General features: G+C 65.0%; 24 protein-coding genes. 8 read left to right on the forward strand and 16 right to left on the reverse strand.

The features are described from left to right. Positions 1-31: 31 nt before the first annotated feature. The 6 genes from FFS60_RS12900 to ppc all read right to left on the reverse strand — a co-directional run bounded on the left by FFS60_RS12900 (position 32) and on the right by ppc (position 6,422). Positions 32-859, reverse strand: coding sequence for an isocitrate lyase/phosphoenolpyruvate mutase family protein (locus FFS60_RS12900; protein WP_137822174.1), 828 nt, complete (start codon positions 857-859; stop codon positions 32-34). A gap of 47 nt (positions 860-906) precedes the next feature. Next, positions 907-1,761 carry a DUF72 domain-containing protein gene (locus FFS60_RS12905; RefSeq protein WP_137822175.1) on the reverse strand — a complete coding sequence of 285 codons (855 nt, stop codon included), beginning with the start codon at positions 1,759-1,761 and terminating at the stop codon, positions 907-909. Then, positions 1,761-2,105 (reverse strand): hypothetical protein, encoded by a 345-nt coding sequence (locus FFS60_RS12910; protein WP_137822176.1) that lies wholly within the window; start codon positions 2,103-2,105, stop codon positions 1,761-1,763. The genes FFS60_RS12905 and FFS60_RS12910 overlap by 1 nt, the downstream gene beginning before the upstream one ends. 104 nt (positions 2,106-2,209) lie before the next feature. Continuing rightward, on the reverse strand, positions 2,210-2,890 hold the full coding sequence (gene tsaB, locus FFS60_RS12915; protein WP_137822177.1) for a tRNA (adenosine(37)-N6)-threonylcarbamoyltransferase complex dimerization subunit type 1 TsaB: 681 nt from the start codon (positions 2,888-2,890) through the stop codon (positions 2,210-2,212). Positions 2,891-2,976: 86 nt separating this feature from the next. Further along, complete coding sequence (gene adk / locus FFS60_RS12920; protein ID WP_028627409.1) at positions 2,977-3,624, reverse strand: adenylate kinase; 648 nt, start codon at positions 3,622-3,624, stop codon at positions 2,977-2,979. Between the two features lie 161 nt (positions 3,625-3,785). Beyond that, a complete protein-coding gene (gene ppc, locus FFS60_RS12925) occupies positions 3,786-6,422 on the reverse strand; it encodes a phosphoenolpyruvate carboxylase (RefSeq protein WP_137822178.1) in 2,637 nt (878 codons plus the stop codon). Between the two features lie 202 nt (positions 6,423-6,624). Between ppc and FFS60_RS12930 the strand changes: the two genes are divergently transcribed. Continuing rightward, complete coding sequence (locus FFS60_RS12930; RefSeq protein ID WP_028627407.1) at positions 6,625-6,969, forward strand: pilin assembly protein; 345 nt, start codon at positions 6,625-6,627, stop codon at positions 6,967-6,969. Positions 6,970-6,985: 16 nt separating this feature from the next. On the opposite strand, the gene cadR is transcribed toward FFS60_RS12930, so the two are convergent. After that, on the reverse strand, positions 6,986-7,453 hold the full coding sequence (cadR, locus tag FFS60_RS12935) for a Cd(II)/Pb(II)-responsive transcriptional regulator (RefSeq protein ID WP_028627406.1): 468 nt from the start codon (positions 7,451-7,453) through the stop codon (positions 6,986-6,988). Between the two features lie 75 nt (positions 7,454-7,528). On the opposite strand from cadR, the gene FFS60_RS12940 reads away from it, so the two are divergent. Further along, complete coding sequence (locus FFS60_RS12940; RefSeq protein ID WP_137822179.1) at positions 7,529-9,709, forward strand: heavy metal translocating P-type ATPase; 2,181 nt, start codon at positions 7,529-7,531, stop codon at positions 9,707-9,709. Between the two features lie 102 nt (positions 9,710-9,811). On the opposite strand, the gene FFS60_RS12945 is transcribed toward FFS60_RS12940, so the two are convergent. The 9 genes from FFS60_RS12945 to FFS60_RS12985 form a co-directional block, all read right to left on the reverse strand. Further along, on the reverse strand, positions 9,812-10,312 hold the full coding sequence (locus tag FFS60_RS12945) for an O-acetyl-ADP-ribose deacetylase (protein ID WP_137822180.1): 501 nt from the start codon (positions 10,310-10,312) through the stop codon (positions 9,812-9,814). Positions 10,313-10,342: 30 nt separating this feature from the next. Beyond that, a complete protein-coding gene (locus FFS60_RS12950; RefSeq protein ID WP_028627403.1) occupies positions 10,343-10,666 on the reverse strand; it encodes a hypothetical protein in 324 nt (107 codons plus the stop codon). After that, positions 10,663-11,556: an alpha/beta hydrolase gene (locus tag FFS60_RS12955; RefSeq protein ID WP_137822181.1), complete on the reverse strand. Its 894-nt coding sequence runs from the start codon at positions 11,554-11,556 to the stop codon at positions 10,663-10,665. The genes FFS60_RS12950 and FFS60_RS12955 overlap by 4 nt, the downstream gene beginning before the upstream one ends. Positions 11,557-11,667: 111 nt before the next feature. Beyond that, the gene (locus tag FFS60_RS12960) at positions 11,668-12,957 is read right to left on the reverse strand and encodes a flavohemoglobin expression-modulating QEGLA motif protein (protein WP_137822182.1); all 1,290 of its coding nucleotides are present in this window, start codon (positions 12,955-12,957) and stop codon (positions 11,668-11,670) included. A 7-nt stretch (positions 12,958-12,964) separates the two neighbouring features. Then, positions 12,965-13,519, reverse strand: coding sequence for a hypothetical protein (locus FFS60_RS12965; protein ID WP_028627400.1), 555 nt, complete (start codon positions 13,517-13,519; stop codon positions 12,965-12,967). Between the two features lie 56 nt (positions 13,520-13,575). Then, positions 13,576-14,289, reverse strand: coding sequence for a TetR/AcrR family transcriptional regulator (locus FFS60_RS12970; RefSeq protein ID WP_137822183.1), 714 nt, complete (start codon positions 14,287-14,289; stop codon positions 13,576-13,578). Between the two features lie 196 nt (positions 14,290-14,485). Further along, a complete protein-coding gene (lysS, locus tag FFS60_RS12975; protein WP_137822184.1) occupies positions 14,486-15,991 on the reverse strand; it encodes a lysine--tRNA ligase in 1,506 nt (501 codons plus the stop codon). Positions 15,992-16,119: 128 nt separating this feature from the next. Next, positions 16,120-17,215, reverse strand: a protein-coding gene (gene prfB, locus FFS60_RS12980; protein ID WP_137822185.1) for a peptide chain release factor 2 whose coding sequence is annotated in 2 segments (ribosomal slippage) — positions 16,120-17,142 and positions 17,144-17,215 — 1,095 coding nt in all. Because the reading frame shifts where the segments join, the coding sequence is not laid out codon by codon here. 168 nt (positions 17,216-17,383) lie between these two features. Then, positions 17,384-18,082, reverse strand: a complete 699-nt coding sequence (locus FFS60_RS12985; protein ID WP_137822186.1) for a tellurite resistance TerB family protein — start codon at positions 18,080-18,082, stop codon at positions 17,384-17,386. Positions 18,083-18,286: 204 nt separating this feature from the next. Between FFS60_RS12985 and FFS60_RS12990 the strand changes: the two genes are divergently transcribed. The 6 genes from FFS60_RS12990 to FFS60_RS13015 all read left to right on the forward strand — a co-directional run bounded on the left by FFS60_RS12990 (position 18,287) and on the right by FFS60_RS13015 (position 25,062). After that, positions 18,287-19,198, forward strand: coding sequence for a LysR family transcriptional regulator (locus tag FFS60_RS12990; protein ID WP_137822187.1), 912 nt, complete (start codon positions 18,287-18,289; stop codon positions 19,196-19,198). A 105-nt stretch (positions 19,199-19,303) separates the two neighbouring features. Then, positions 19,304-20,809 (forward strand): gamma-aminobutyraldehyde dehydrogenase, encoded by a 1,506-nt coding sequence (locus FFS60_RS12995; protein ID WP_171016521.1) that lies wholly within the window; start codon positions 19,304-19,306, stop codon positions 20,807-20,809. Positions 20,810-20,884: 75 nt separating this feature from the next. Next, positions 20,885-22,036: a putative ABC transporter substrate-binding protein YdcS gene (gene ydcS / locus FFS60_RS13000; protein WP_137822188.1), complete on the forward strand. Its 1,152-nt coding sequence runs from the start codon at positions 20,885-20,887 to the stop codon at positions 22,034-22,036. 252 nt (positions 22,037-22,288) lie between these two features. Then, the gene (locus FFS60_RS13005; protein ID WP_137822189.1) at positions 22,289-23,314 is read left to right on the forward strand and encodes an ABC transporter ATP-binding protein; all 1,026 of its coding nucleotides are present in this window, start codon (positions 22,289-22,291) and stop codon (positions 23,312-23,314) included. Between the two features lies 1 nt (position 23,315). Further along, positions 23,316-24,266, forward strand: coding sequence for an ABC transporter permease (locus FFS60_RS13010; protein ID WP_137822190.1), 951 nt, complete (start codon positions 23,316-23,318; stop codon positions 24,264-24,266). Next, positions 24,256-25,062 carry an ABC transporter permease gene (locus tag FFS60_RS13015; RefSeq protein ID WP_028627390.1) on the forward strand — a complete coding sequence of 269 codons (807 nt, stop codon included), beginning with the start codon at positions 24,256-24,258 and terminating at the stop codon, positions 25,060-25,062. The genes FFS60_RS13010 and FFS60_RS13015 overlap by 11 nt, the downstream gene beginning before the upstream one ends. The last annotated feature ends 197 nt before the right edge of the window (positions 25,063-25,259 follow it).

Here is a 25,259-nt window from a genome sequence, read left to right on the forward strand (position 1 = left end):
CCATCCGCCCAAGCGGGAGAGGAGCCTCGGCTCAGGGCCGGAACAGGTCGTTGATGCGATCGAACGGAATGGCTTGCTCCATTGCCGCCAGGTTGCCCTGGTGCAGTTCTTCGGCGGCATGGAAAAACGCCCCATAGGCCACCCGCGCCAGATTGGAACCTACGCTCACCCGCTTGACCCCAAGTTCGGCCAGTTCCTCCAGGCTCAGCTTCAGACCAGGTGACCCCACCAGCACATTCACCGGCCGTGGCGCCACGGCATGCACCACTTCATGGATCTGTTGGCGAGTGGTCAAGCCCGGTGCATAAAGCACGTCAGCCCCCGCCTCGGCATAAGCCACCAGGCGACGCAGGGTGTCGTCCAGGTCAGGACGCCCGTGGAGGTAGTTCTCCGCCCTGGCCGCCAGGGTGAAGGGGAATCCAAGGCGATGGGCGGACTCCACTGCGGCGCGAATGCGCTCGACCGCCAACTCCAGCGGGTAGATGGGATCGTCACTGCGACCGCTGGCATCTTCGATCGAGCCGCCCACCAACCCGACTGAAGCAGCCGCACGAATGGTCGCGGCGCAGTCTTCAGGACGATCGCCATAGCCATTCTCCAGGTCCGCCGCCACCGGCAGGGGCGTGGCCTCGACTATGGCGCGGGCATTCGCCAGGGCTTCGTCCCGGCTGACATTGCCCTCCGCATCACGCCGGCCGAGGGCGAATGCCAGGCCGGCGCTGGTGGTGGCCAGGGCGGCGAACCCCAGATGGGCGAGCATCTTCGCCGAACCGGCATCCCAGGGATTGGGCAAGACGAACAGGCCGGGAGCGCGGTGCAGAGCGGCGAAGGCTTCACCGCGTTGCGCTTGGGTGGTCATGGCAGGCTCCGGAGTCATAGGCAGAAGCCGATAGCCTAGCCCAAGGCTCAGAGGAGGCCGAGTTGTTCGGCCGGCGGTTGCGGCAGCACCAGGGCCGGCAGTCCGGGCAGGCGCTTGCACAGGGCGGCATGGAAGCGCAGGGCCTGGGCTGCAGCAAGATGATTGTCCGGAGTGTGCAGGAAGACGTTGGGCGTGAGGCCCTGTTCGATCCAGCCGGCGACCTTGTTCAGCCAGGGCTCGAGGAACGGCTGGTTGGCGTCCAGGTCCGGCCCACCGATGAAGCGCACTTGTGGACGGGTACTGAAGGCTGTGGGCCGCACGGGTACCCGGGGCTTCTTCGCCTGCGCATGGAGCACCGCCGGGTCCTGGGAACGGACGCTGAACAAGGCCCGCGAGTCCAGACAGATACGCTCCACGCCGCGTTCATGCAGCAGGCGATTGAGCATACGCTCGGCGTCGCCCTTGTCGAAGAACGCCGGGTTGCGTACCTCCACGGCAATGGGGTGGTGACTGAATTCATCAAGCCAGGCCGCCAGCTCCCCCAGGCGTGCGGGTCCGAAAGCCGCTGGCAGCTGAAGCCAGAGCGGCATGAGGCGCGGGCCCAGTGGCGAAAGGAGCTGGAGGAAAGTGTCAGTGGCGGCGAACTGGTCGCGTAGATCACCTTCATGACTGATGTCCCGAGGCATCTTGGCGCAGAAGCGGAACTGCTCCGGCATGGTCTGCGCCCAGCGCTGCAAGGTGTCGGCGGCAGGCCGCGCATAGAAGGTCGTGTTGCCCTCCACTGCGTTGAACACCTGGCAGTAGTGCCCCAGGGTGTCGGCGGGACGCAGGTCGGTGGGATAGAAGTTGCCGCGCCAGGCTGGCTCGTTCCACGACGGGCAGCCCAGGTGATAGGGCAACATCAGGCGTAGAGGTCGAGCCCGAGCACCTCGGGGGCGTCGTATTCGGCGGCGAAACTGGCGGTGGCGCTGTAGCTGGCGATGGCCTGCGCAGCACGGTTACTGAGAGTGCGCTGCTGTTGGATCAGGTCCTGCGGGCGCAGCGGCAGGCTGTCGCCGGAGCTATTGCTGGCCTGGACACGACGGGGCTGGGCGGTCTGCTCGTAGCCTTGGGTAGAAGACGGTGTGCTCGGCTGCTCGCGGCGGGCCTCCGCTTCACGCTGGATCTCGCGGAAAGGCGTGACCGCGCTGCCCTGACGGGGGCTGCGCTCCAGCGGATAGGAAGAGGTGAAGCCATCGATGCGCATCGGTTACTGCTCGGCAGTGCTGGCGTTTCGAAAGGAGTGCCGGTGGACTCTAGCCACCCGCCCCGGCGTTGGCAATCCGGGACGGAGGGCCGACAGGCTCAATTCTAGCGCGGCGCCTTGGGCGTGGCGACGTTGTCGCGCAGATAGACCGGCTGCGCCTGATCGGCGGGCAGGCCTTCACTCCGCGCCCAAGCGAAGCGGGCCAAGGTCAGCAGGTCTTCGGCATGGGGCAATAAGGCCGGTGACTGACCGCAGACCTGAACCGGAATCCGCGCGGCAAAGGTGCCCCAGCCGGTGCCCGCGCCGTACCAGTCACCACTGGCATCGCGCGGCAGCTGGGCCTTTTCCGGCGGCAGCACGGCTTCCGCGCCAGCCAGGCGCATTTCTCCGGCCTCCAGGCGATAGCAGCCCCAGTAGACCTCGTCCATGCGCGCGTCGATGGCCGCAGCCACCTGATCGACACCCTGCTCACGGTGGGAACGCTGAGCCAGCACGGCCAGATCGGAAACTGGCAGCACTGGACGATCCAGGGCAAAGGCCAGCCCCTGGACGACACCGATGGCGATACGCACGCCGGTGAAGGCCCCTGGCCCGCGACCGAAGGCGATGGCATCCAGCGCCGCCAGCGGCAATCCGGCTTCGGCCAGCAGGGTCTGGATCATCGGCAGCAGACGCTGGGCGTGCAGGCGCGGGATCACCTCGTAGTGGCTGAGCACCTTGCCGTCATGCAACAGGGCAACGGAGCAGGCTTCGGTGGCGGTATCCAGGGCCAGCAGAGTGGTCATCGATCAGTCCAGACGCAGGAAAAAAGGCGGGCATTATAAACGCCAACGGCCCGCAAGCGGGCCGTTGGTCAGATACGAGCTACGTCTCAGCTGAGCGCGGCCAGTACCTTGCCAGTGATCTCTTCCACCGAACCAACGCCGGCGATGGCGCTGTACTTCGGGGTGCCTTCAGCGGCAGAGAGCTTCTGGTAGAAATTTACCAGCGGCTTGGTCTGGGAGTGGTAGACGGACAGGCGATGACGCACGGTCTCTTCCTTGTCGTCATCGCGCTGGATCAGGTCTTCACCGGTTTCGTCGTCTTTACCGGCGACCTTCGGCGGGTTGTGCTCGGTGTGGTAGACGCGACCGGAGGCCGGGTGCACACGGCGGCCGGCGATGCGGCTGACGATTTCCTCGTCGTCCACGGCGATCTCGACCACGTGGTCGATGCTCACGCCCGCTTCCTTCATGGCTTCAGCCTGGGGAATGGTGCGCGGGAATCCGTCGAAGAGGAAGCCGTTGGCGCAGTCGGGCTGGGCGATGCGTTCCTTGACCAGGTTGATGATCAGGTCATCGGAAACCAGGCCACCGGCATCCATGACGCTCTTGGCCTTCAGGCCGAGCTCGGTACCAGCCTTGACGGCTGCGCGCAGCATGTCGCCGGTGGAAATTTGCGGAATGCCGAACTTCTTGGTGATGAAACCGGCTTGAGTACCTTTGCCGGCACCAGGGGCCCCCAGCAGAATCACGCGCATCGATGTGCTCCTCAAAGATTTTATTTTCAGATCGGTCGGATTCGCCTCATGGGGCCAATCTCAGAATAGGTTTTCGGCGTCGCTGTCGGGCCAAAAGGACGTTCAAGATACACAGCGCCCCTATAGCGCACAAGACGCCGGAAGTAGGGGCTGGAACCGCCTCAACCGGTGTTGCGCAACCCGGCTGCGATACCCGCCACACTCACCAGAAGGGCCTGTTCCAGAGGGCCTTCGACATGTTGCTCACAGCGCCTGGAACGGGCCAGGAGCTCGGTTTGAAGCAGGTGTAGAGGGTCAAGGTAGGTATTGCGCACACTGATGGCTTCGCGGGTCTCCGGGCTCTGTGCCAGAAGCTCGGACTGACCGGTCAGAGCCAGTACCGACGTGCACGCCTGCGACAATAGGTCGCGCAACTGCGCACCCAGGGATTTCAGCTCCCCAGACACCAGTCGCTCGTCGTAGAGGGCGGCGATATTGGCGTCGGCCTTGGCCAGGACCATTTCCAGCATGTCGATTCGGGTGGCGAAGAACGGCCAGCGCTCACGCATTCGCGCCAACAATGCGGTTTCGCCGCGTTGCTGGGCGTTGGCCAGGGCGGCCTCCCAGCCCAGCCAGGCCGGCAACATCAGGCGTGTCTGGGTCCAGGCGAAGATCCACGGAATCGCTCGCAGGCTCTCCACACCACCCGCGCGACGCTTGGCCGGGCGGCTTCCCAGGGGGAGGCGGCCCAGCTCCTGCTCAGGTGTGGCCTGGCGGAAATACTCGACGAACTGCGGATGCTCTCGCACGACCGCGCGGTAGGCGGCCACGCCATCGGCAGCCAGGCGGTCCATGGCGGCACGCCAAGCCGGCTCGGGCTCCGGCGGCGGCATCAGGGTCGCCTCCAGCACGGCGGCCAGGTAGGTGTTCAAGTTCTGCTCAGCGATACCGGGCAGGCCGAACTTGAAGCGGATCATCTCGCCCTGCTCGGTGGTACGGAATCGCCCTGCGACTGAACCCGGCGGTTGCGACAGGATGGCTGCATGGGCAGGGCCACCGCCGCGCCCCACGGTGCCACCGCGACCGTGGAACAGCAGCAACTCCACCTGATGTTCGCGGCATATCTCCACCAACCGTTCCTGGGCGCGGTACTGGGCCCAGGCGGCCGCCACGGTCCCGGCATCCTTGGCCGAATCGGAGTAGCCGATCATCACCTCCTGCGGGCCATGCAGCCGCGCACGGTAGCCAGGCAGACCCAGCAGGCGATCGATGGCCGGGCCGGCGTTGTCCAGGTCAGCCAGGGTTTCAAAGAGTGGCACCACGCGGATCGGCCGTTGCAACCCGGCTTCCTTGAGCAACAGTTGCACCGCCAGCACGTCCGAAGGCGCCCCGGCCATGGAGATCACGTAGGAACCGAGGGACGCAGCCGGCGCATTGGCCACCACCCTGCACGTGGCGAGCACTTCGGCGGTGTCGGCCGAAGGACGGTAGTGCGATGGCAGCAACGGACGTCGGTTGTCCAGTTCGCGCTGGAGGAACGTCAGACGGTCCTCTTCATCCCACTCGGCGTAGTTGCCCAGCCCCAGATAGTCAGTGATTTCGTCCAGCGCGGCGGCGTGACGCCCGGCGTCCTGACGGATGTCGAGGCGCACCAGGAACAGGCCGAAGGTGGCCGCGCGACGCAAGCAATCGAGCAGCGCGCCGTCAGCGATAACGCCCATGCCGCAGCTGTGCAACGAGTGGTAGCAAAGCTCCAGGGGCTCCAGCAGTTGGCTGTTCTCATGAAGCACGTCCGCGCTCGGTGGTACATCCCTGTCCAGTGCCGCTTCGGCCCAGGCGCGGGTGGCGCGAAGGCGATCACGCAATTGCTTGAGCACCGCTCGATAGGGTTCTGGATGAACGCCCACCCGCACCCGCAGCTCATCGCTGGCCTGCTGCATGGACAGCTCGGCGGCCAGATGGTCGATGTCACGCAGATAGAGGTCGGCTGCCATCCAGCGGGCCAGCAGCAGCACCTGGCGGCTGATGGCGGCCGTGACATTGGGGTTGCCGTCGCGGTCGCCGCCCATCCAGGAAGCGAAGCGCAGAGGCGCGGCAGTCAGTGGAAGACGCAGCCCGGTGGCCTCATGCAGCACCTGGTCGACATGCCGAAGCACATTGGGTAATGCATGCCACAGGGAATGCTCGATCACTGCGAAGCCCCATTTCGCCTCGTCCACCGGTGTCGGCCGGATGCGGCGGATCTCCTCGGTGTGCCAAGCCTCGGCAATCAGGCGCAGAAGGCGCAGGCGCGTCCGCTCGTGCTCGGCGTCGCTCAAGTCGGCGTGGTCCTGGACGGCCAGTTGCGCCGCCATGGCGTCGTACTTCTGGATCAGCGTTCGGCGGGCAACCTCGGTGGGATGGGCAGTCAGCACCAACTCGATATCCAGGCGCCCCAGCTGCCGGGCCAGCTGTTCCGGGCCATGACCGGCAGCGAGCAGGCGCTGCAGCAAGTCGCCCAGCACACGATCTTCGAAAGGTTGCGGTTCATCCGGGCCGCGCCGGCGGATGCGGTGGTACTGCTCGGCAATATTGGCCAGGTTGAGGAACTGGTTGAAGGCACGAGCCACCGGAAGCAGTTCATCGTCTGTAAGCCCGTCGAGGGTCTCGATGAGCTGGCGCTCACCTTGGGCCGAGCCTTTGCGCGCAGCCTTGGCGCCCTTGCGGATACGCTCGATCTTGTCGAAAAAGGCCTTACCCAGCTGGGTGCGGATGGTATCTCCGAGCAGTTCACCGAGCAGGTGGACATCCTCACGCAGGCGCGCGTCGATTTCGGCCATTACCGTCTCTCCGTTCTGTATGCGGCCTCCAGATTGCCCAGCGCGCCATACAGATACAAGGGCGCGACGAACGGCGTATCCAGGCGCGTCGGCAAGCTAGTCTGAAGATTAGCCGCCATCACGAATGACGACTCCCGGGCGGCAGAGATCGCCCGGTGCTTCGCAGTCACCCACCACCACGTGGGTAAAGGATGAGGTGTCTATGAAGATCCGAGAACTAGCCCGCCATTGGGAGCAGAACGCCAAGGGTCGCCTGACCCGCAGCGAGTACAGCATTCACCTGGACCTGGAGTCCGCCGCACGCCTTGCCGCGCTGTCCGAGATGTATCCCAAGCGCAGCGTCGAGGAACTGATCGGCGAACTGGTAGGCGCCGCCCTGGAAGAGTTGGAAGCCAGCTTCCCCTACGTCAGGGGCAGCCAGGTGGTCGCTACCGATGAACAGGGCGACCCGCTCTATGAGGACATCGGGCCGACACCGCGTTTCCTGGCCCTTTCACGCCGTTACCTGCAACAACTCAGCGATCAGCGCGACAGCACCAACCACTGATCGAGCGCTGGGGTCGTCACCCTCGTCGATGCACGCCCGGTACGTGCAGGTGGCCGGCGTGCGCGCATTCCTCGCTGGTCACCGGCGGCGGCCCCGGTTGCTCCAGCTCGCGGAGAATGCCGCAGGCTTCGCTTGCGCCCTCCCCGCTGCAGCGCGCGCGCAGGTCATGAAGCTGGTCGCGCAATGACTGCAGCTCAGCGATGCGCACCTCCACATGGTGCAGGTGTTCCTCGATGAGCCGGTTGGCAGTGCCGCAATCGGCCTCGGGACGATCGCGCAAGGCCAGCAGGGCGCGGATTTCCTCCTGGGTCATGTCCAGCGAGCGACAGTGGCGGATGAACGACAGCCGCTCGACGTGGACCGTGTCGTACTGCCGGTAGTTGCCCGCGCTGCGCGAGGGCGCCGGTAGCAGGCCTTCGCGCTCGTAGTAACGGATGGTTTCCACCGGGCAGCCGGTGAGAGTGGCCAGTTCGCCGATCTTCATTGCCGGACTCCGCTTGACTCTGTAGTTGCTACAGGGTGTGCAATGGCCACCGAAGCGTCAAACAGGAATTGACCCATGAGCCACCATTGCTGCCACGACCATGAGCATGCGCCCCGCTCCGCCGCACCGGAACTGGCCGCCGTCGCCGCTACCGCCGAACCGCGCTGGAGCAGCCTGCGCATCGATGCCATGGACTGCCCCACCGAAGAGCGCCTGATCCGCGATGCCCTGGGCAAGGTCCCGGCCATCGAAGAACTGGAGTTCAACCTGATGCAGCGCCTGCTGCGCGTGCGTCACCGCTTCGACGATGTGGAACCGCTGCAGCGCCTGATCGAGAGCCTCGGCATGCAGGCCGTGCCGCTGCGCGAAGGCGCTCCCGCCAGCGCCCCGAAAGAAGCGCAGAAGCCCTGGTGGCCGCTGGCCCTGGCCGGTCTGGCCGCACTGGCGGCGGAAGTCTGCGAGTGGTTCACCCTCACGCCCGAGTGGGTGGTAGCGGCCCTCGCCATCCTCGCCATCCTCGGCGCCGGCCTGCCCACCTACCGCAAGGGCTGGATCGCCCTGAAGAACCGCAACCTGAACATCAACGCCCTGATGAGCATCGCCGTCACCGGTGCGCTGCTGATCGGCCAGTGGCCTGAAGCGGCCATGGTCAGCGTGCTGTTCGCCATCGCCGAACTGATCGAGGCGCGCTCCCTGGAGCGAGCGAGGGACGCGATTCGCGGCCTGCTGCAACTGGCCCCCGAGCAGGCCACGGTATTCGAGGCCGGCCAGTGGCGTGAACGCCCGGCGCGCGACGTAAAGCCCGGCGCCCGCGTGCGGGTACGTCCCGGTGAACGCATCGCCCTCGACGGCGAAGTGCTGAGCGGCCGCTCCAGCGTCAACCAGGCGCCGATTACCGGCGAGAGTCTGCCGGTGGAAAAAGACCTGGGCGACCCGTTGTTCGCCGGCACCAGCAACGGCGAGGGCGAACTGGAATACCGCGCCACCCGCGCCGCCGACGACAGCACCCTGGCGCGCATCATCCACGCCGTGGAAGCCGCCCAGGGCTCGCGGGCACCGACCCAGCGCTTCGTCGACCAGTTTTCGCGCATTTATACGCCGGTGGTGATCCTCATCGCCGTACTCACCGCCCTGCTGCCGCCCCTGCTGTTCGACGGCGCCTGGCTGGACTGGCTGTACCGCGCCCTGGTGCTGCTGGTGATCGCCTGTCCATGCGCCCTGGTGATTTCCACCCCGGTGACCATCGTCAGTGGCCTGGCGGCGGCGGCCCGTGGCGGCATCCTGATCAAGGGCGGCGTGTTCCTGGAGCTGGGCCGCAAGCTGGCCTGGATCGCCCTGGACAAGACCGGCACGCTGACCGAAGGCCGTCCTCGCCAGACCGACATCCAATTGCTGCACGCGGATGAACGCGATCCCCGAGCTGTGGCCGCCAGCCTGGCGGCGCGTTCGGACCACCCCGTGTCCCAGGCCGTAGCCCGTGCCGCCGAAGACGACGGTATAGCGCTCTACGCTGTGGATAACCTGGCCGCCCTGCCCGGTCGCGGCGTCACCGGCCTGATCGAGGGCCGCACCTATCAACTGGGCAATCACCGCCTGGTCGAAGAGCTCGGCCTCTGTTCATCGGCGCTGGAAGCGCGCCTGGACGCCCTGGAAACCCAGGGCAAAACGGTGGTGGCGCTGTGCGGCGAGGACACCGTGCTGGCCCTGTTCGCCGTCGCCGATACAGTGCGTGACAGCAGCCGCGAAGCCATCGGCCAGCTTCATGAGCTGGGCGTGAAGACCCTGATGCTTTCAGGCGACAACCCGCACACCGTGCAGGCCATCGCCAGCCAGGTGGGGGTGGACGATGCCCGTGGCAACCTGCTGCCGGAAGACAAGCTGGCGGAAATCGGCCTGCGCCAATCCTCAGGCGTGCCGGTGGGCATGGTGGGAGACGGCATCAACGACGCCCCGGCCCTGGCACGTGCCGACATCGGCTTCGCCATGGGCGCCGCCGGCACCGATACCGCCATCGAAACCGCCGGCGTTGCCTTGATGGACGATGACCTGCGCAAGCTGCCGCAGTTCATACGCCTGTCGCGCCGGACCCACGCGGTGTTGATGCAGAACATCACCCTGGCGCTGGGCATCAAGGCAGTGTTCCTCGCGCTGACGCTGATGGGCCAAGGCACCCTGTGGATGGCGGTGTTCGCCGATATGGGCGCCAGCCTGCTGGTGGTGTTCAACGGGATGCGCTTGCTGAGGGCGGCACCTTGATGAGAACACCTGCGAAACCCATCGATCCGATGATGGGTTTCGCTCCGCTCTACCCATCCTACGAAAGAGGTCCGGCAAGACAGGCCGTTCGCTCCCAGCAGCCTACTTCAGGGTGTCCTGATAGATCTTCACCATGTCCGCCCCAAAGGCCACCAACAGCACCTCATGCAGACGGCTGCCCGCCGGCCGCGGCCGCTGCAGCTCGGCCACAGCGATTCGCGCCGCCGCCTCCAGCGGATAGCCATACACCCCGCAACTGATCGCCGGAAAGGCGATGCTGGCCAGCCCTTCGGCTTCGGCCAGGGCCAGGCTGTTGCGGTAGCAGTTGGCGAGGAGTTCGGGTTCGCGGCGAGTGCCGCCGTGCCAGACCGGCCCGACGGTGTGGATCACGAAGCGCGCCGGCAGGCGGAAGCCCGGGGTGATGCGTGCCTCGCCTGTAGGGCAGCCGCCTAGCGTGCGGCAGTGGGCGAGGAGCTCGGAGCCGGCGGCCCGGTGGATGGCGCCGTCGACGCCACCGCCACCAAGCAGCGAACTGTTGGCGGCATTGACGATGGCGTCGACGCTCAGGGTGGTGATATCACCCTGCCAGATTCGAATGTCCATGACGGGTACCTCCAAACGGAGGCTAGCCCCTTATTTGACCTCTTGCGGGGTCTCCTGACCCATGCAGCGCACGGCCTTGCGCTTGTTGTCCACCAACACGCCGGTCAGGCCCTTCTGCTGGGTGTCGAACAGCACCAGCACGCCGTCGATGCACTGGGCGACCTGCGGGGCAGCTTCCAGGGAAACCTTGTAATCCTCGCCCGGGATGGTCTTGAGCATGGTGAAGTCGGACAGCAACAGGGCGTCCTCCGGCTTGGCGAAGTGAAGGTAGCCGTAGTACCAGAGCACCATCACGGTGCCGACAATGCTGCCGATGCCGGTGAGGATCAGCGGAATGGGGTTGCGTTCGCTCATTGGGGACTCTCTGTATTCGGGACTTCAGCCAGCCGGCGCAGTCCGACGAAGCCTTTCGGGTCTTCGAGGTAAAGCAGCATGACCTGTCGCCAGGTGGGATCGGCGAAGGTCTGCACATGGCCGCCGCGGACCGGCTGGAACACCCGCGGCGGGGGCGCAGCTTGATACAAGCGCACGCCGTTGGAAAGAGGCACCACCGGATCGTCGATGCTGTGGTAGATCAGCATGGGCAGGCCTTTCAGCCCGCCGATTGCGCGGATAGCGCTGTCACTATCCGGAATCAGGAAGGACAGCGGGACCTGCAGCGGCCAGGTGACCAAAGCGTTGGAGAGGCTGTATTGGGCCACTTCGCGGTAGCTGGCGGGCACGCCGTCCAGCACCAGCGCCCTGAGTTGCTCGCGCCGAGCAGGGTGTTCGGCAAGATAATGCACCGCCAGCGCGCCGCCGATGCTCTGCCCCAGCAGCACGACCGGCTTGCCCTGGACTTCCGGCGCCTGGTCGAGCCAGGCGAAGGCGGCCTCGATGTCCTGGTAGATCGCCGGCAGGCTGGGCGAGCCTTCGGAGCGGCCATAGCCACGGTAATCCAGTAGCAGCACCTGGTAACCCTGCGCCGGCAACCACCAGCTGCCGCCCAGGTGGGTAGCGACATTGCCGCCATTGCCATGCAGGTGCAGCACCGTGCCCTTCACGTCCACACCCGGTTTGGCTGGCAACCACCAGGCATGCAGGCGCGTACCGTCAGCGGCGGTCAGGCTGATGTCGCGGTACTCCAGCTTGGCCTTCTCCGGGGTGAAGGGCAGGTAGCGGTCGGGGTAGAAGAGCAGCGCGCTGCAGCCTTGCAGGAGCAGGACGAAGAGGATCGGCAAGAGGCGGGAACCGGGCATGTGCATTTCCTTCCTGAAACATCACAGGCCAGCCCTGCGGGCTGGTTGGCGAATGAATTCGCCGCTACAGGGTTCGTGCCGCCTTGCAGGGGGAGTGCCTTCGCCCCTGCAGGCTGGTCAGAGGATGTTGGCGTAGTCCGCCTCGATGCGGTCCAGGCTCAGGTGGTTGAGGAAGTTGGAGAAGCACATCCAGGCCGACAGCGCGTTGAGGTCGCGGAACTGCGGCGGCAGGTACTTGGGTGGTACCACCAGCCCCTCGTCCACCAGTTGGCGCAGGGTGCGGGTGTCTTCCAGGGTGGTCTTGCCGCAGAACAGGAGAGGGATCTGCTCCAGCTTGCCTTTGCGCACGGCCAGCTGGATGTAGTTGTAGATCAGGATGAAGCCCTTCAGGTAGGACAGGTCCTTGGTGAAGGGCAGCCCGCCCGGCAGCGAGCCACGGAAAGCACGGCTGGCGTTACCGTAGCTCTCTTCCATGCTGCAACCCTGCTCGCGGTAGAAATGGTAGATCTCGAGGAAGTCCGCGCCCTCCTCCGCCATGTGGATGGCGCGGGTGCGGTTGGTCAGCCGGCGCAGGCGAGTCGGGTAAGAGGCGAAGGCGATGACCTCCATCAGGATCGCCAGGCCTTCCTGGGTCACGGTCGACGACGGCGGGCCCTTGGAGAGGAAGGTGCAGATCGGCTGATTCTGGCCGTTCAGGGTGGTCCCCACGTGTACCAGCCCTTCGTGGACTTCCAGGGCACGCACGTCGCGCTCGTTGAACATGGCGTCGGCACGCACCTTGATGTAGTCCGCCCCGGCCGCGGCATCCGCGACTATGCCGTCAGACTCGAACACGCGGATGGTGTCGTCGCCGAACACGGCCGCCAGCCGACTCTGCAGCAAGCCCACGGCGTCCTTGGCGGTGAGGGTCTTGGCCTCGTCCTTGAGGTCGCCGCGATGGGCGATGTTGTTCAGGTAGTCCGAGAGCATCAGGCCGAGGTCGGCCAGGGTCGGGTCGCCGGCATGGAAGGCGTCGGAGGCGGCACCATAGAGTTCCTGGGAGATCAGGCCGAAATCCGCGGTGCCGCGTGCTTCGAGCATGCGGATGACCATGCGGTACTCCTTGCACATCCGCCGCATGATCTGCCCCACCGGGTTGAACTGGCCCAGGTGACGGGTGATATCGCGCTCGATGTTCTGGAATTCCAGCTTCTTCTCGACCGAGTCGAAGGCCAGTGGACGGCTGTCGTAGTAGGCGCGGTCCACTGGGGGCATGACCTTGCCCTTGTGCTTGAGGAAGCCCTGGCGGACGCTGTCGTCCCACTTCACGGCGTCCAGCACGCGGATCGGTGTCTGCGCCTGGACGATACGGTCCGATAGCGCGCGAATGGTCTTCTGGTAATCGTCTGGCAGCTTGCGGCGGGTCATCGGTGGCTCACTCCTCGGTCGCGCGCTGGTACCGCGCCACTTCGACGAAAACGTCGGAGTTGGCGGGGTCGTCCAGCCAGCCGAAGACCACATCCAGCGGGCTGGTGATGAGCACGCCGTCGCCTTCCGGCATTTCCACGACCTGCCCCTGGAATTTGCCGTCCTGCATTTCCTGCTCGAAACGTTCGACATCCAGGTTGTAGACCACCAACTCGTTGTCGGTGGTCAGCTCGAATCCGGCGATGGCGAAGTTGGCACCGAGCCTCTTCGGCAGACCGGCCGAAAGGTACCAGCGGCGTCCATGGTGGGCGACGGTGAAGCCGAACTCCTCCATGCCCTCCAGGTTGTCCTTGCTGCCCTCGAAGCTGCGTGCCTTGTACAGGTTGGAGCCGGCGCGGCTGACCTCCAGGTACTGGCGCTCGCCCCACTCGTCCTTGCGGGTCCAGTCCCCGAGAAGTGGCATGGGTGCCGGCTCGTTGGCCGGGATCGGATCCTTGAAGGTGACCAGGCAGCCGCCCAACAGCAGGAAGGACAGGGCAACCACGGCACGCCAGACTTTCATTTCGCTCTCCTTGTGATAACGAAAAACCCCGCCTCGGCGGGGTTCGATCTATGCGCCTACAGTCCCATCACCAGGTAAAGGTAGCGTTTCAGGACGGCCCGCATCTCGTCGATGTCGAGGTTTTCCACCCCGTCGAGGAGGCCCTGATATTCCATCCGCAGAATGACGGCCGTCAACACCTTGGCGTCTTGAGTTGGCTCGGCCGAGCCCAGCACCTGGAAGAAATGCTCCGCGCCCTGCGACAGTATCCTGCGATGTGCGTCAGCAAGATTACGCAGGCCGGCGTTGAGCAGCGCTTCCTGGCGGAAGGCGTGTTCGGCGAGCAGTTGGTCGCGGTTTTCCTCCAACTGGCTGCGCACGTACTGGATGGCCAGCTCGACGATCTGGTCGGTCATCGCCCGGCGCGAGTCACCGTCGCGGCTGAGCACCGCAGCCATGGCCTGGAGGTCGTCCTCCACGCTGGCCCAGAAGGCCGCCATCACCGCCGAACTGCGCTCCACGAACTGGGCGAAGGTGTCGGTGATGAGGTCGTTGATGTCCTTGAAGTAATAGGTGGTGGCCGATAGCGGCACCTGGGCCTCGGCGGCCACGGCGCGATGGCGTACGGCACGCACGCCGTCACGGACGATGATGCGCATGGCGGCATCGAGGATCGCCTGGCGGCGCTGTTCGCTGCCCTGGCGGCTGGCCTTGCGGCCCTGGTACTTCACGCTTTCGGCTACCGCGCAGGCCACGCGGGCGGCACTGTCACTGCGGGACGTCTGGTTCAAGACAGGAAACCCTCCGATCTCACTCAAGGTGAAAGTGTTGACCATTTATCCGGCTATTCAATGCTGGGATGGGCAAGATTAAGGCTCTGTCGACCCTGACGAGCGCCAACTAGGAGCGGCGCCGGGGCAAAAGGTTCGCGCGCCGCACGGCAGCCAAGAAAAAACCGCCCGAAGGCGGTTTTTTCTTGCTCCTGCATCAAGCCTGCGGCCGCATGTGCGGGAACAGGATGACGTCTCGAATAGACGGCGAATTGGTGAGCAACATCACAAGACGGTCGATACCGATGCCTTCACCTGCGGTGGGCGGCATGCCGTACTCCAGGGCGTTGACGAAGTCGGCGTCGTAGTGCATGGCCTCGTCGTCACCAGCGTCCTTCTCCTTGACCTGCAGCATGAAGCGCTCGGCCTGGTCTTCGGCGTCGTTCAGCTCGGAGTAGGCGTTGGCGATCTCGCGGCCACCGATGAACAGCTCGAAGCGGTCGGTGACGCTCGGGTCCTGGTCGTTGCGGCGCGCCAGCGGCGACACTTCGAAGGGGTACTGGGTGATGAAGTGCGGCTGCTCCAGCTTGTGCTCCACCAGTTCCTCGAAAATCATCACCTGCAGCTTGCCCAGACCTTCGTGGCCGAGGACCTTGGCACCGGCCTTCTTGGCGATCTCGCGGGCCTTCTCGACATCGTTGAGGTCGGCGGCGGTGATTTCCGGGTTGTACTTGAGGATGGCGTTGAACACGGACAGGCGGACAAACGGCTCGCCGAAGTGGAAGACCTTGTCGCCGTAGGGCACGTCGGTGCTGCCGAGCACCGCCTGGGCCAGCTCGCGGAACAGTTCCTCGGTCAGGTCCATGTTGTCTTCGTAGTCGGCATACGCCTGGTAGAACTCGAGCATGGTGAACTCGGGGTTGTGCCGGGTCGAAACGCCTTCGTTACGGAAGTTGCGGTTGATCTCGAAGACCTTCTCGAAACCGCCGACCACCAGACGCTTGAGGTACAGCTCCGGCGCGATGCGCAGGAACATGGCCATGTCCAGCGCATTGTGATGGGTCGCGAACGGCTTGGCCGCAGCGCCACCGGGGATGGTCTGCAGCATCGGGGTTTCCACTTCGAGGAAACCGCGGTCACTGAGGAAGCGACGGATGTGGGCGATCACCTGGGAACGCACGCGGAAGGTGTTGCGGGTTTCCTCGTTGACGATCAGGTCGACGTAACGCTGGCGATAGCGCTGCTCGGTGTCGGTCAGGCCGTGGTGCTTGTCCGGCAGCGGGCGCAGCGACTTGGTCAGCAGGCGCACGCTGGTCATCTCGACGTACAGGTCGCCCTTGCCGGAACGGGCCAGGGTGCCTTCGGCGCCGATGATGTCGCCCAGGTCCCAGGTCTTGATCTCGGCCAGGGTCTCTTCGGGCAGAGTCTTGCGGTTCACGTAGACCTGCAGGCGGCCGCTGCTGTCCTGCAGGACGATGAAGGAACCACGGTTGAGCATGATGCGACCGGCGACCTTGACCGGGATGGCGGCTGCTTCCAGCTCTTCCTTGGTCTTGTCGGCGTACTCTTTCTGCAGGTCCGCAAAATAGTTGTCGCGGCGGAAGTCATTCGGGAAGGCGATGGCCTTGGCTTCACGCACGGCAGCAAGTTTTTCCTTGCGTTGGGCGATCAGCTTGTTTTCTTCCTGTTGCAGTTCGTGCTGGTCGAGTTGTTGGTCGCTCATGGTCGTTCTATCTGCCTGGCGTCTGTTTCAATTTGGGTAACCGTAGGACCGAGAGGGCGACTCGCCCTTGCTCGCGAAGCGTTCGATGCTATTCGCGAGCAAGCCCGCTCCTACAAAAGTGTGGTGCGTCAAAGCCCTTGCTTGAGGCTGGCCTCGAGGTATTCGTCGATATCGCCGTCCAGCACCTTGTCGCAGTCGCTACGCTCGACGCCGGTACGCAGATCCTTGATCCGCGACTGGTCGAGTACATAGGAACGGATCTGGTGGCCCCAGCCGATATCGGACTTGGTGTCTTCCAGCGCCTGCGAGGCTGCGGTGCGCTTCTGCATCTCCTGCTCGTACAACTTGGCCCGCAGCATCTTCATGGCGGTGTCCTTGTTGGCGTGCTGGGAGCGCTCGTTCTGGCAGGCCACCACGGTGTTGGTCGGTACGTGGGTGATACGCACCGCGGAGTCGGTGGTGTTCACGTGCTGACCGCCCGCGCCGGAGGAGCGGTAGGTGTCGATGCGCAGGTCCGCTGGGTTGATCTCGATTTCGATGTTGTCATCGATTTCCGGCGAGACGAACACCGCGGTGAACGAGGTGTGGCGACGGTTGCCGGAGTCGAAGGGGCTCTTGCGCACCAGTCGATGCACGCCGATCTCGGTGCGCAGCCAGCCAAAGGCATACTCGCCCTTCACATGGACGGTGGCACCCTTGATGCCGGCGACTTCGCCTTCGGACAGTTCGATGATGGTGGCGTCGAAGCCGCGCTTGTCGGCCCAGCGCAGGTACATGCGCAGCAGCATGTTGGCCCAGTCCTGGGCTTCGGTACCGCCGGAGCCGGCCTGGATGTCCAGGTAGGCGTTGTTCATGTCCATCTCGCCGCTGAACATGCGGCGGAATTCCAACTTCTCGAGAATCTCGCGCAGGCGCTCGACTTCGGCAGCGACGTCGTTCACTGCAGCTTCGTCGTTCTCCTCGACCGCCATGTCCAGCAGGTCGCGGGAATCGGCGAGGCCACCGGTGAGGTCGTCCAGGGTTTCGACGATCTGCGCCAGCTGGGCGCGTTCGCGGCCGAGATTCTGGGCGTACTCGGGGTTGTTCCAGACGTTGGGATCTTCGAGTTCGCGGTTTACTTCGACGAGACGATCATGCTTCTGATCGTAGTCAAAGATACCCCCGAATAGACAGGGTGCGATCGGAGAGGTCCTTGATGCTGTTCAGAATCGGGTTGATTTCCATGGCGGAAGCTCTCGCTGGCAAAACTTTCGGAAAAGCCGGCGAGTATACCCGAGTCACTGGAGGCCGGCAGCATGCCAGCCGCGATTTGCGCCGATCCGGCGACGCGCGGGAGCCCTGTGGGAGCGATTTCAATCGCGAATGAATCCGCTCCCACTCAGGTGGTGTCGGTCAGACGAGTTCCTGGCGCACCTGCCGCTCCAGTTCGACCTTGAGTCCCGGATCGAGCCGCAGCTGACGAGCCAGCTCTTCCAGGTAGGCACGCTCCATGAAGTGCTCTTCGTCCACCATCAGCACGCTGGCCAGGTACATCTCGGCGGCCATTTCCGGGGTGGTGGCCGCGCGAGCCACGTCGGCGGGGTCCAGCGGTTTGTTCAGTTCGGCGTCCAGCCAGCGGTGCAGTTCCGCGTCCTGGGTCAGCTTGCCCAGTGCTTCTTCTATGAGCTGGCGTTCACGTGCATCCACATGCCCATCGGCCTTGGCGGCCGCCACCAGCGCCTTGAGAATGGCCTGGCTGTGCTGCTCGGCCTGGGGCGCGGGCAGGCGATCGAGGGTCTGCGGTTCGCTTGTTGGCGCGTTCGGCTGCTGGGCCTGCCAGTTGCCATAGGCCTTGTACGCCAGCACGCCAAGCGCAGCCAGGCCGCCATAGGTCAGCGCCTTGCCGCCCAGTTTGCGCGCACTTTTGTTGCCCAGCAGAAGACCCAGTGCGCCTGCCGCCAGAGCGCCACCGCCCGCCCCCTTGAGCAGGCTGCCGAGATCGCCGTTGCCAGACTTGCCGCCCGAGAAGCCTCCCGATTTGCCGCCGGCTTTCTGTTGCAGCAGCTCCTGGCCGGATTTGAGCAGTTGGTCGAGCAGTCCGCGGGTGTTCATCGAAGCCTCCAGATAAGTCCAAACCCAAAGATCGACCGACTCTAGCCGCTGGGATTCCCCGCGGCAGTTCGCAGTGTGCTTCGAGATATTGCTGCGGGTCCGCAAGGTAGCGGGATTGACGGATTCCATCTAAAAAAGCGAAATACTTGTTCAGATTTCGATATTCCCTATCCATCGGCCGCCATCCAGACGCGAACCACGCCCATGATGACCCTCCGCCAGATCCGCCACTTCATCGCCGTCGCCGAGACCGGCTCCATCTCCGCCGCGGCCCAGGCGGTGTTCATTTCCCAATCGACCCTGACCCTGGCCATCCAGCAACTGGAGGAAGAAATCGGCGTCAGCCTGTTCAATCGCCACGCCAAGGGCATGTCCCTGACCCATCAGGGGCATCAGTTCCTGCGTCAGGCGCACCTGATCCTGGCGACAGTAGAGAACGCCAAGCGCAGCCTGCAACAGAGCACCGACCAGGTGGCCGGCAGCCTCACCATCGGCGTGACCAGCCTGGTGGCCGGTTACTACCTGGCCGACCTCATCACCCGTTTCCAGCGCGCCTACCCCAACGTGAAAACCCGGGTGGTCGAAGACGAGCGCCCCTACATCGAGCATTTGCTGGTCAGCGGCGAGATCGATGTGGGCGTGCTGATCCTCTCCAACCTGGAAGACCGCCACGCCCTGCAGACCGAGGTCCTGACCCATTCGCCCCATCGTCTCTGGTTGCCGGCCCAGCACCCGCTTCTGGAGCGCGACAGCATCAGCCTGGCGGACGTGTCCGGCGAGCCGCTGATCCAGCTCAACGCCGACGAGATGGGCCTGCACACCCAGCGCATCTGGTCCCGCGCCGGCCTCACGCCCCAGGTGACCTTGCGCACCGCGTCGGTGGAAGCGGTGCGAAGCCTGGTGGCAGCGGGCCTCGGCCTGTCGATCCAGCCGGATATGACCTACCGCCCCTGGTCGCTGGAAGGCGACATCATCGAGGCCCGCCCGCTGGTGGACCTGGGCGCCCCACTGGACGTGGGCCTGGCCTGGCGGCGCGGTACCGCCCGTCCGCCCCTGGTGGACCCTTTCCTTACCGTGGCGCGGGAACAGCCGAACAACCGCAGGCCTTCGATTTAATCGAACGCCACTTTCAATATTTAGAATTTGTCGACCCCAGGCCCGGCCTCTAGTCTCTGCTCCCCATAAGCAGAGGCATGCCGGGCCCACCCAGGGAGCACCGGGATGACTGAAGAACAAAAAACCGAGAAGAAACGAGCCAGCAAGATGACCGGCGCCGCCAGCACACCGACCCTGCACACCGAACTGCTGATCGACGGCCAACTCGTTATCGGCGAAGGGTTGGCCGAGCCGATCATCAATCCCGCCAGCGGCGAAACCCTGGTAGCCATTGCCGAAGCGTCCATCGAGCAGGTGGAAGCCGCCGTCGCTGCTGCCCATCGCGCCTTTTCCAGTTGGTCACGTACCACGCCCGCACAACGCGCCACCGCCTTGCTGGCCATCGCCGACGCTATCGAGAAGCGCGCCGACCCGCTGTCCCGCCTGGAAGCCCTGAACTGTGGCAAGCCGCTGCACCTGGCGCGCCAGGACGACATCCCCGCCACTGCTGACGTGTTCCGCTTTTTCGCCGGCGCCGTGCGCTGCCAGCAAGGCCAGCTCGCCGGCGAGTACATTCCCGGCCACACCAGCCTGGTGCGCCGCGATCCGGTCGGCGTGGTGGCCTCCATCGCACCCTGGAACTACCCGCTGATGATGGCGGCCTGGAAGATCGCCCCGGCGCTCGCTGCCGGCAACACGCTGATCTTCAAGCCCTCCGAGCACACCCCGCTGTCGATCCTGGCCCTGGCGCCGGCATTGGCCGAAATCCTCCCGCCGGGGGTGATCAACATCCTCTGCGGCGGCGGCGACAGCGTCGGCAGCCAGTTGGTGAGCCACCCGCGCGTGCGCATGGTGTCGCTCACCGGCGACATCGTCACCGGCCAGAAGATCCTGCAGAGCGCCGCCCGCACCCTGAAACGCACCCACCTGGAACTGGGCGGCAAGGCACCGGTGATCGTCTGCAACGACGCCGATCTCGACGCCGTGGTCCAGGGCGTGCGCACCCATGGCTACTACAACGCCGGCCAGGACTGCACCGCTGCCTGCCGCATCTACGCCCAGGCCGGCATCCACGACCGCCTGGTGAGCGAACTGGGCGAGGCCGTGGCCAGCCTGCGCTTCGCCCGCAAGCGCGACCAGGACAATGAAATCGGCCCGCTGATCAGCTCGCGCCAGCGCGACCGCGTGGCCAGTTTCGTCGAACGCGCCCTGGGCCAACCGCACATCGAACGGGTCACCGGCGCCGCGGTGCATTCCGGCGCGGGTTTCTACTACCAGCCCACCCTGCTGGCCGGCTGCAAGCAGCAGGACGAGATCGTCCAGCGCGAAGTCTTCGGCCCGGTGGTCACCGTCACCCGCTTCGACGACCTCGCCCAGGCCGTGGACTGGGCCAACGACTCCGAGTACGGCCTGGCCTCCTCCGTCTGGACCCAGAACCTGGACAAGGCCATGCAGGTCGCCGCGCGGCTGCAGTATGGCTGCACCTGGATCAACACCCATTTCATGCTGGCCAGCGAGATGCCCCATGGCGGGCTCAAGCGCTCCGGCTACGGCAAGGACCTGTCCAGCGACTCCTTGCAGGACTACAGCGTGGTGCGCCACATCATGGCCCGCCACGGAAACGACCTCTAAGAGAGATAAAAGGCCCTGAAGGCCGGCATCACCTGCTTGATCTGCCCCGACCAATAACGAAAAAGAGGGAACATCATGTCCGTGCGCAAAACCGCCCTGCTCAGCGCAGTGGCCACCGCGATCCTGGCCAGCACCAGCCTCCAGGCCGCCGACGCCCTGAAACAAGTCGGAGCCGGCGAAGGCCAGCTCGACATCATCGCCTGGCCCGGCTACATCGAGCGCGGCGAGTCGGACAAGAACTACGACTGGGTTACCCAGTTCGAGCAGGACACCGGCTGCAAGGTCAACGTGAAGACCGCCGCCACCTCCGACGAGATGGTCAGCCTGATGGCAAAGGGCGGCTACGACCTGGTCACCGCGTCCGGCGACGCCTCGCTGCGCCTGATCTACGGCAAGCGCGTACAGCCGATCAATCCGGAGCTGATCCCCAACCTGAAGAACCTCGACCCGCGCCTGAAAGACGCGCCCTGGTTCACCGTCGAGGGTAAATCCTACGGTACGCCCTACCAGTGGGGCCCGAACCTGCTGATGTACAACACCAAGGCCTTCAAGCAGGCGCCGGACAGCTGGAGCGCCGTGTTCGAGCCCCAGCAACTGGCCGACGGCAAGGCCAACAAGGGCCGCGTGCAGGCTTACGACGGCCCGATCTATATCGCCGATGCCGCTCTCTACCTGAAGTCTGCCAAACCGGAACTGGGCATCCAGGACCCCTACCAGCTCACCGAAGCGCAGTACGCCGCCGTGCTCGACCTGCTGCGCAAGCAGCACAGCCTGGTACACCGCTACTGGCACGACGCGACCGTGCAGATGAGCGACTTCAAGAACGAAGGCGTGGCCGCCTCCAGCACCTGGGGCTACATGGCCAACACCCTGAAAGCCGAAGGCCAGCCAGTCGCCACCGTGTTCCCGAAGGAAGGCGTCACCGGTTGGGCCGACACCACCATGCTGCACGCCGAGGCCAAGCACCCGAGCTGCGCCTACAAGTGGATGAACTGGTCGCTCGAACCCAAGGTCCAGGGCGACGTCTCTGCCTGGTTCGGCGCCCTGCCGGCCGTGCCCGCCGGCTGCAAGGCCAGCGCCCTGCTCGGTGCTGAGGGTTGTGCCACCAACGGCTATGACCAGTTCGACAAGATCGCCTTCTGGAAAACCCCGCAGGCCGAGGGCGGCAAGTTCGTCCCCTATAGCCGCTGGACCCAGGACTACATCGCGATCATGGGCGGTCGCTGAACTGGCTGCGCGACCTGATGGCGGCGTTGCGTCCTCACTCGGCGCTTCGCCTACCAGAAGGTATGTCTCGCGCCTCGCTGCGGGGCGCCTTGCCCTCAGGCCGCTCGCTCAGTCCAGCCCTTAGCACGATGAAACCTTCCCTCTCCCTCTGGGAGAGGGAGTTTGTCCGCACCACCTGAAATTCCCGCAGGGCTTCCACCGCGAAGCCCCGCCCAAGTCATGTCTTTTTTTGCGTCACCGGAGCACCGCACCATGACACTTGCTGTCCAGTTCACCCAGGTTTCCCGCCAGTTCGGTGAGGTCAAGGCCGTCGACCGGGTATCCATCGATATCAAGGACGGCGAGTTCTTCTCCATGCTCGGCCCATCCGGCTCGGGCAAGACCACCTGCCTGCGCCTGATCGCCGGCTTCGAGCAGCCCACTTCAGGCTCCATCCGCATTCACGGCGAAGAGGCCGCCGGCCTGCCGCCCTACGAGCGCGATGTGAACACCGTGTTCCAGGACTACGCGCTGTTCCCGCACATGAACGTGCGCGACAACGTCGCCTACGGCCTGAAGGTAAAAGGCGTGGCCAAGGCCGAGCGCCTGGCCCGCGCGGAGGAAGCCCTGGGGATGGTCGCCCTGGCTGGTTACGGCGAGCGCAAGCCGGCGCAGCTTTCCGGCGGCCAGCGCCAGCGCGTGGCCCTGGCCCGTGCGCTGGTCAACCGTCCGCGCGTGCTGCTGCTGGACGAGCCGCTGGGTGCGCTGGACCTCAAGCTGCGCGAGCAGATGCAGAGCGAGTTGAAGAAGCTGCAGCGCCAGCTCGGCATCACCTTCATCTTCGTCACCCACGACCAGGGCGAAGCGCTGTCCATGTCCGACCGCGTGGCCGTATTCAACAAGGGCCGCATCGAACAGGTGGACACCCCACGCAACCTTTACATGAAGCCGGCGACCCCCTTCGTCGCGGAATTCGTCGGCACCTCCAACGTCCTGCGCGGCGACCTGGCGCGCCAACTCACCGGAATCAACCAGCCCTTCTCCATCCGCCCCGAGCACATCCGCTTCGCCAGCGGCGCGCGCAACGGCAGCGATGTGGAGATCAGCGGCCTGCTGCACGACATCCAGTACCAGGGCGCTGCCACCCGCTATGAGATCCGCCTGGATAACGGCCAGAACCTCTGTGTCAGCCTGGCCAACAGCCAGTGGCAGGACGCCGCGCCGCTGCACCAGCAGGGCCAGGTGGTTACCGCCCGCTGGGCTCGCGATGCCATGGTCCAGCTGACCGAGGGTGCGTGACATGGAACTGACCCTCAACGCCGAGCGGCCGCGCGCCGCCAATGGCCTGATGCGCAGGTTGTCGAGCCTGCTCTACCGCCGCCCGACCCTGTACCTCTCCCTGCTGCTGGTGCCGCCGCTGCTGTGGTTCGGCGCGATCTACCTGGGCTCGCTGCTGACGCTGCTCTGGCAGGGTTTCTACACCTTCGACGACTTCACCATGGCGGTGTCGACGGACCTCACCCTGGCCAACTTCGCCGCGCTGTTCCAAGCCGCCAACTTCGACATCATCCTGCGCACCTTGAGCATGGCCGTGGCGGTCTCCATCGCCAGCGCCGCGCTGGCCTTCCCTATCGCCTACTACATGGCGCGCTACACCACGGGCAAGACCAAGGCGTTCTTCTACATCGCGGTGATGATGCCCATGTGGGCCAGCTACATCGTCAAGGCCTACGCCTGGACCCTGCTGCTGGCCAAGGGCGGCGTGGTGATGTGGTTCGTCCAGGCGCTGCACCTGGAGCCGCTGCTGGAACTGCTGCTGGGTGTTCCCGGCGTGGGTGGCAGCACGCTGTCGACCTCGCACCTGGGACGCTTCCTGGTGTTCGTCTACATCTGGCTGCCGTTCATGATCCTGCCGATCCAGGCCTCCCTGGAGCGCTTGCCGCCATCGCTGCTGCAAGCCTCGGCCGACCTTGGCGCACACCCGCGCCAGACCTTCATGCAGGTGATCCTGCCGCTGTCCATCCCGGGCATCGCCGCGGGCTCCATCTTCACCTTCAGCCTCACCCTGGGCGACTTCATCGTGCCGCAGCTGGTGGGCCCGCCCGGTTACTTCATCGGCAGCATGGTCTACGCCCAGCAGGGCGCCATCGGCAACATGCCCATGGCCGCCGCCTTCACCCTGGTACCGATCGTGCTGATCGCCGTGTACCTGTCCATCGTCAAACGCCTGGGGGCCTTCGATGCACTCTGAAAAAGCCTCTATGGGCCTGAAAGCGGCCGCCTGGGGCGGGCTGGCCTTCCTGCACATCCCGATCCTGATCATCTTCCTGTACGCCTTCAACACCGAAGACGCCGCCTTCAGCTTCCCGCCGCAGGGCTTCACCCTGCACTGGTTCAGCGTCGCCTTCGGCCGCGCCGACGTGCTGGAAGCGATCAAGCTGTCGGCGCAGGTGGCTGCCATCGCCACCCTGATCGCCATGGTGCTCGGTACCCTGGCAGCGGCTGCGCTCTACCGCCGCAGCTTCTTCGGCAAGGAAGGCATCTCGCTGATGCTGATCCTGCCAATCGCCCTGCCCGGCATCATCACCGGCATCGCGCTGCTGTCGGCGTTCAAGGGGCTGGGCATCGAGCCAGGCCTGCTGACCATCGTCATCGGCCACGCCACCTTCTGCGTGGTGATCGTCCACAACAACGTGATCGCGCGGTTCCGCCGCACCTCCCATAGCCTCATCGAAGCCTCGATGGACCTGGGTGCCGACGGCTGGCAGACCTTCCGCCACATCATCCTGCCGAACCTCGGCTCGGCCCTGCTGGCAGGCGGCATGCTGGCCTTCGCGCTGTCTTTCGACGAGATCATCGTCACCACCTTCACCGCCGGCCACGAACGCACCCTGCCGATCTGGCTGCTCAACCAGCTCAGCCGCCCGCGCGACGTCCCCGTGACCAACGTGGTGGCAATGCTGGTGATGCTGGTGACCATGCTGCCCATCCTCGGTGCCTATTACCTGACCAAGGGTGGCGAGGGCGTGGCGGGTAGCGGGAAGTAAGAGTTCAAGGCCTGCACCCTCTCCCTCGCTTTGCTCCTCTCTCCCTCAGGGAGAGGGGCCGGGGGTGAGGGCAACGAGGCTCAGTGTACTGGTCTAATTCTCGTGGACACCTCGATAGGGGATGATCATCCCCAACGAGGACCCAGAAAGACATGACATCACGTACCCGTAGAAGCTTTGACACCGCCTTCAAGTTG

Origin of the sequence: Pseudomonas sp. D(2018) (genome assembly GCF_005502555.1) — a bacterium.
Lineage (GTDB): Bacteria > Pseudomonadota > Gammaproteobacteria > Pseudomonadales > Pseudomonadaceae > Metapseudomonas > Metapseudomonas resinovorans.

Coding starts and splice junctions, on each gene's coding strand:
- FFS60_RS12945 (WP_137822180.1), bottom strand. CDS start 10,312: ATGGACATTCGAATCTGGCAGGGTGATATCACCACCCTGAGCGTCGAC.
- FFS60_RS12910 (WP_137822176.1), bottom strand. CDS start 2,105: ATGCGCATCGATGGCTTCACCTCTTCCTATCCGCTGGAGCGCAGCCCC.
- FFS60_RS13005 (WP_137822189.1), top strand. CDS start 22,289: ATGACACTTGCTGTCCAGTTCACCCAGGTTTCCCGCCAGTTCGGTGAG.
- cadR (WP_028627406.1), bottom strand. CDS start 7,453: ATGAAGATCGGCGAACTGGCCACTCTCACCGGCTGCCCGGTGGAAACC.
- tsaB (WP_137822177.1), bottom strand. CDS start 2,890: ATGACCACTCTGCTGGCCCTGGATACCGCCACCGAAGCCTGCTCCGTT.
- FFS60_RS12985 (WP_137822186.1), bottom strand. CDS start 18,082: ATGAACACCCGCGGACTGCTCGACCAACTGCTCAAATCCGGCCAGGAG.
- FFS60_RS12930 (WP_028627407.1), top strand. CDS start 6,625: ATGAAGATCCGAGAACTAGCCCGCCATTGGGAGCAGAACGCCAAGGGT.
- lysS (WP_137822184.1), bottom strand. CDS start 15,991: ATGAGCGACCAACAACTCGACCAGCACGAACTGCAACAGGAAGAAAAC.
- FFS60_RS12905 (WP_137822175.1), bottom strand. CDS start 1,761: ATGTTGCCCTATCACCTGGGCTGCCCGTCGTGGAACGAGCCAGCCTGG.
- FFS60_RS12900 (WP_137822174.1), bottom strand. CDS start 859: ATGACCACCCAAGCGCAACGCGGTGAAGCCTTCGCCGCTCTGCACCGC.
- adk (WP_028627409.1), bottom strand. CDS start 3,624: ATGCGCGTGATTCTGCTGGGGGCCCCTGGTGCCGGCAAAGGTACTCAA.
- FFS60_RS12955 (WP_137822181.1), bottom strand. CDS start 11,556: ATGCACATGCCCGGTTCCCGCCTCTTGCCGATCCTCTTCGTCCTGCTC.
- ppc (WP_137822178.1), bottom strand. CDS start 6,422: ATGGCCGAAATCGACGCGCGCCTGCGTGAGGATGTCCACCTGCTCGGT.
- FFS60_RS12995 (WP_171016521.1), top strand. CDS start 19,304: ATGACTGAAGAACAAAAAACCGAGAAGAAACGAGCCAGCAAGATGACC.
- FFS60_RS13010 (WP_137822190.1), top strand. CDS start 23,316: ATGGAACTGACCCTCAACGCCGAGCGGCCGCGCGCCGCCAATGGCCTG.
- FFS60_RS13015 (WP_028627390.1), top strand. CDS start 24,256: ATGCACTCTGAAAAAGCCTCTATGGGCCTGAAAGCGGCCGCCTGGGGC.
- FFS60_RS12990 (WP_137822187.1), top strand. CDS start 18,287: ATGATGACCCTCCGCCAGATCCGCCACTTCATCGCCGTCGCCGAGACC.
- FFS60_RS12965 (WP_028627400.1), bottom strand. CDS start 13,519: ATGAAAGTCTGGCGTGCCGTGGTTGCCCTGTCCTTCCTGCTGTTGGGC.
- FFS60_RS12960 (WP_137822182.1), bottom strand. CDS start 12,957: ATGACCCGCCGCAAGCTGCCAGACGATTACCAGAAGACCATTCGCGCG.
- FFS60_RS12940 (WP_137822179.1), top strand. CDS start 7,529: ATGAGCCACCATTGCTGCCACGACCATGAGCATGCGCCCCGCTCCGCC.
- ydcS (WP_137822188.1), top strand. CDS start 20,885: ATGTCCGTGCGCAAAACCGCCCTGCTCAGCGCAGTGGCCACCGCGATC.
- FFS60_RS12950 (WP_028627403.1), bottom strand. CDS start 10,666: ATGAGCGAACGCAACCCCATTCCGCTGATCCTCACCGGCATCGGCAGC.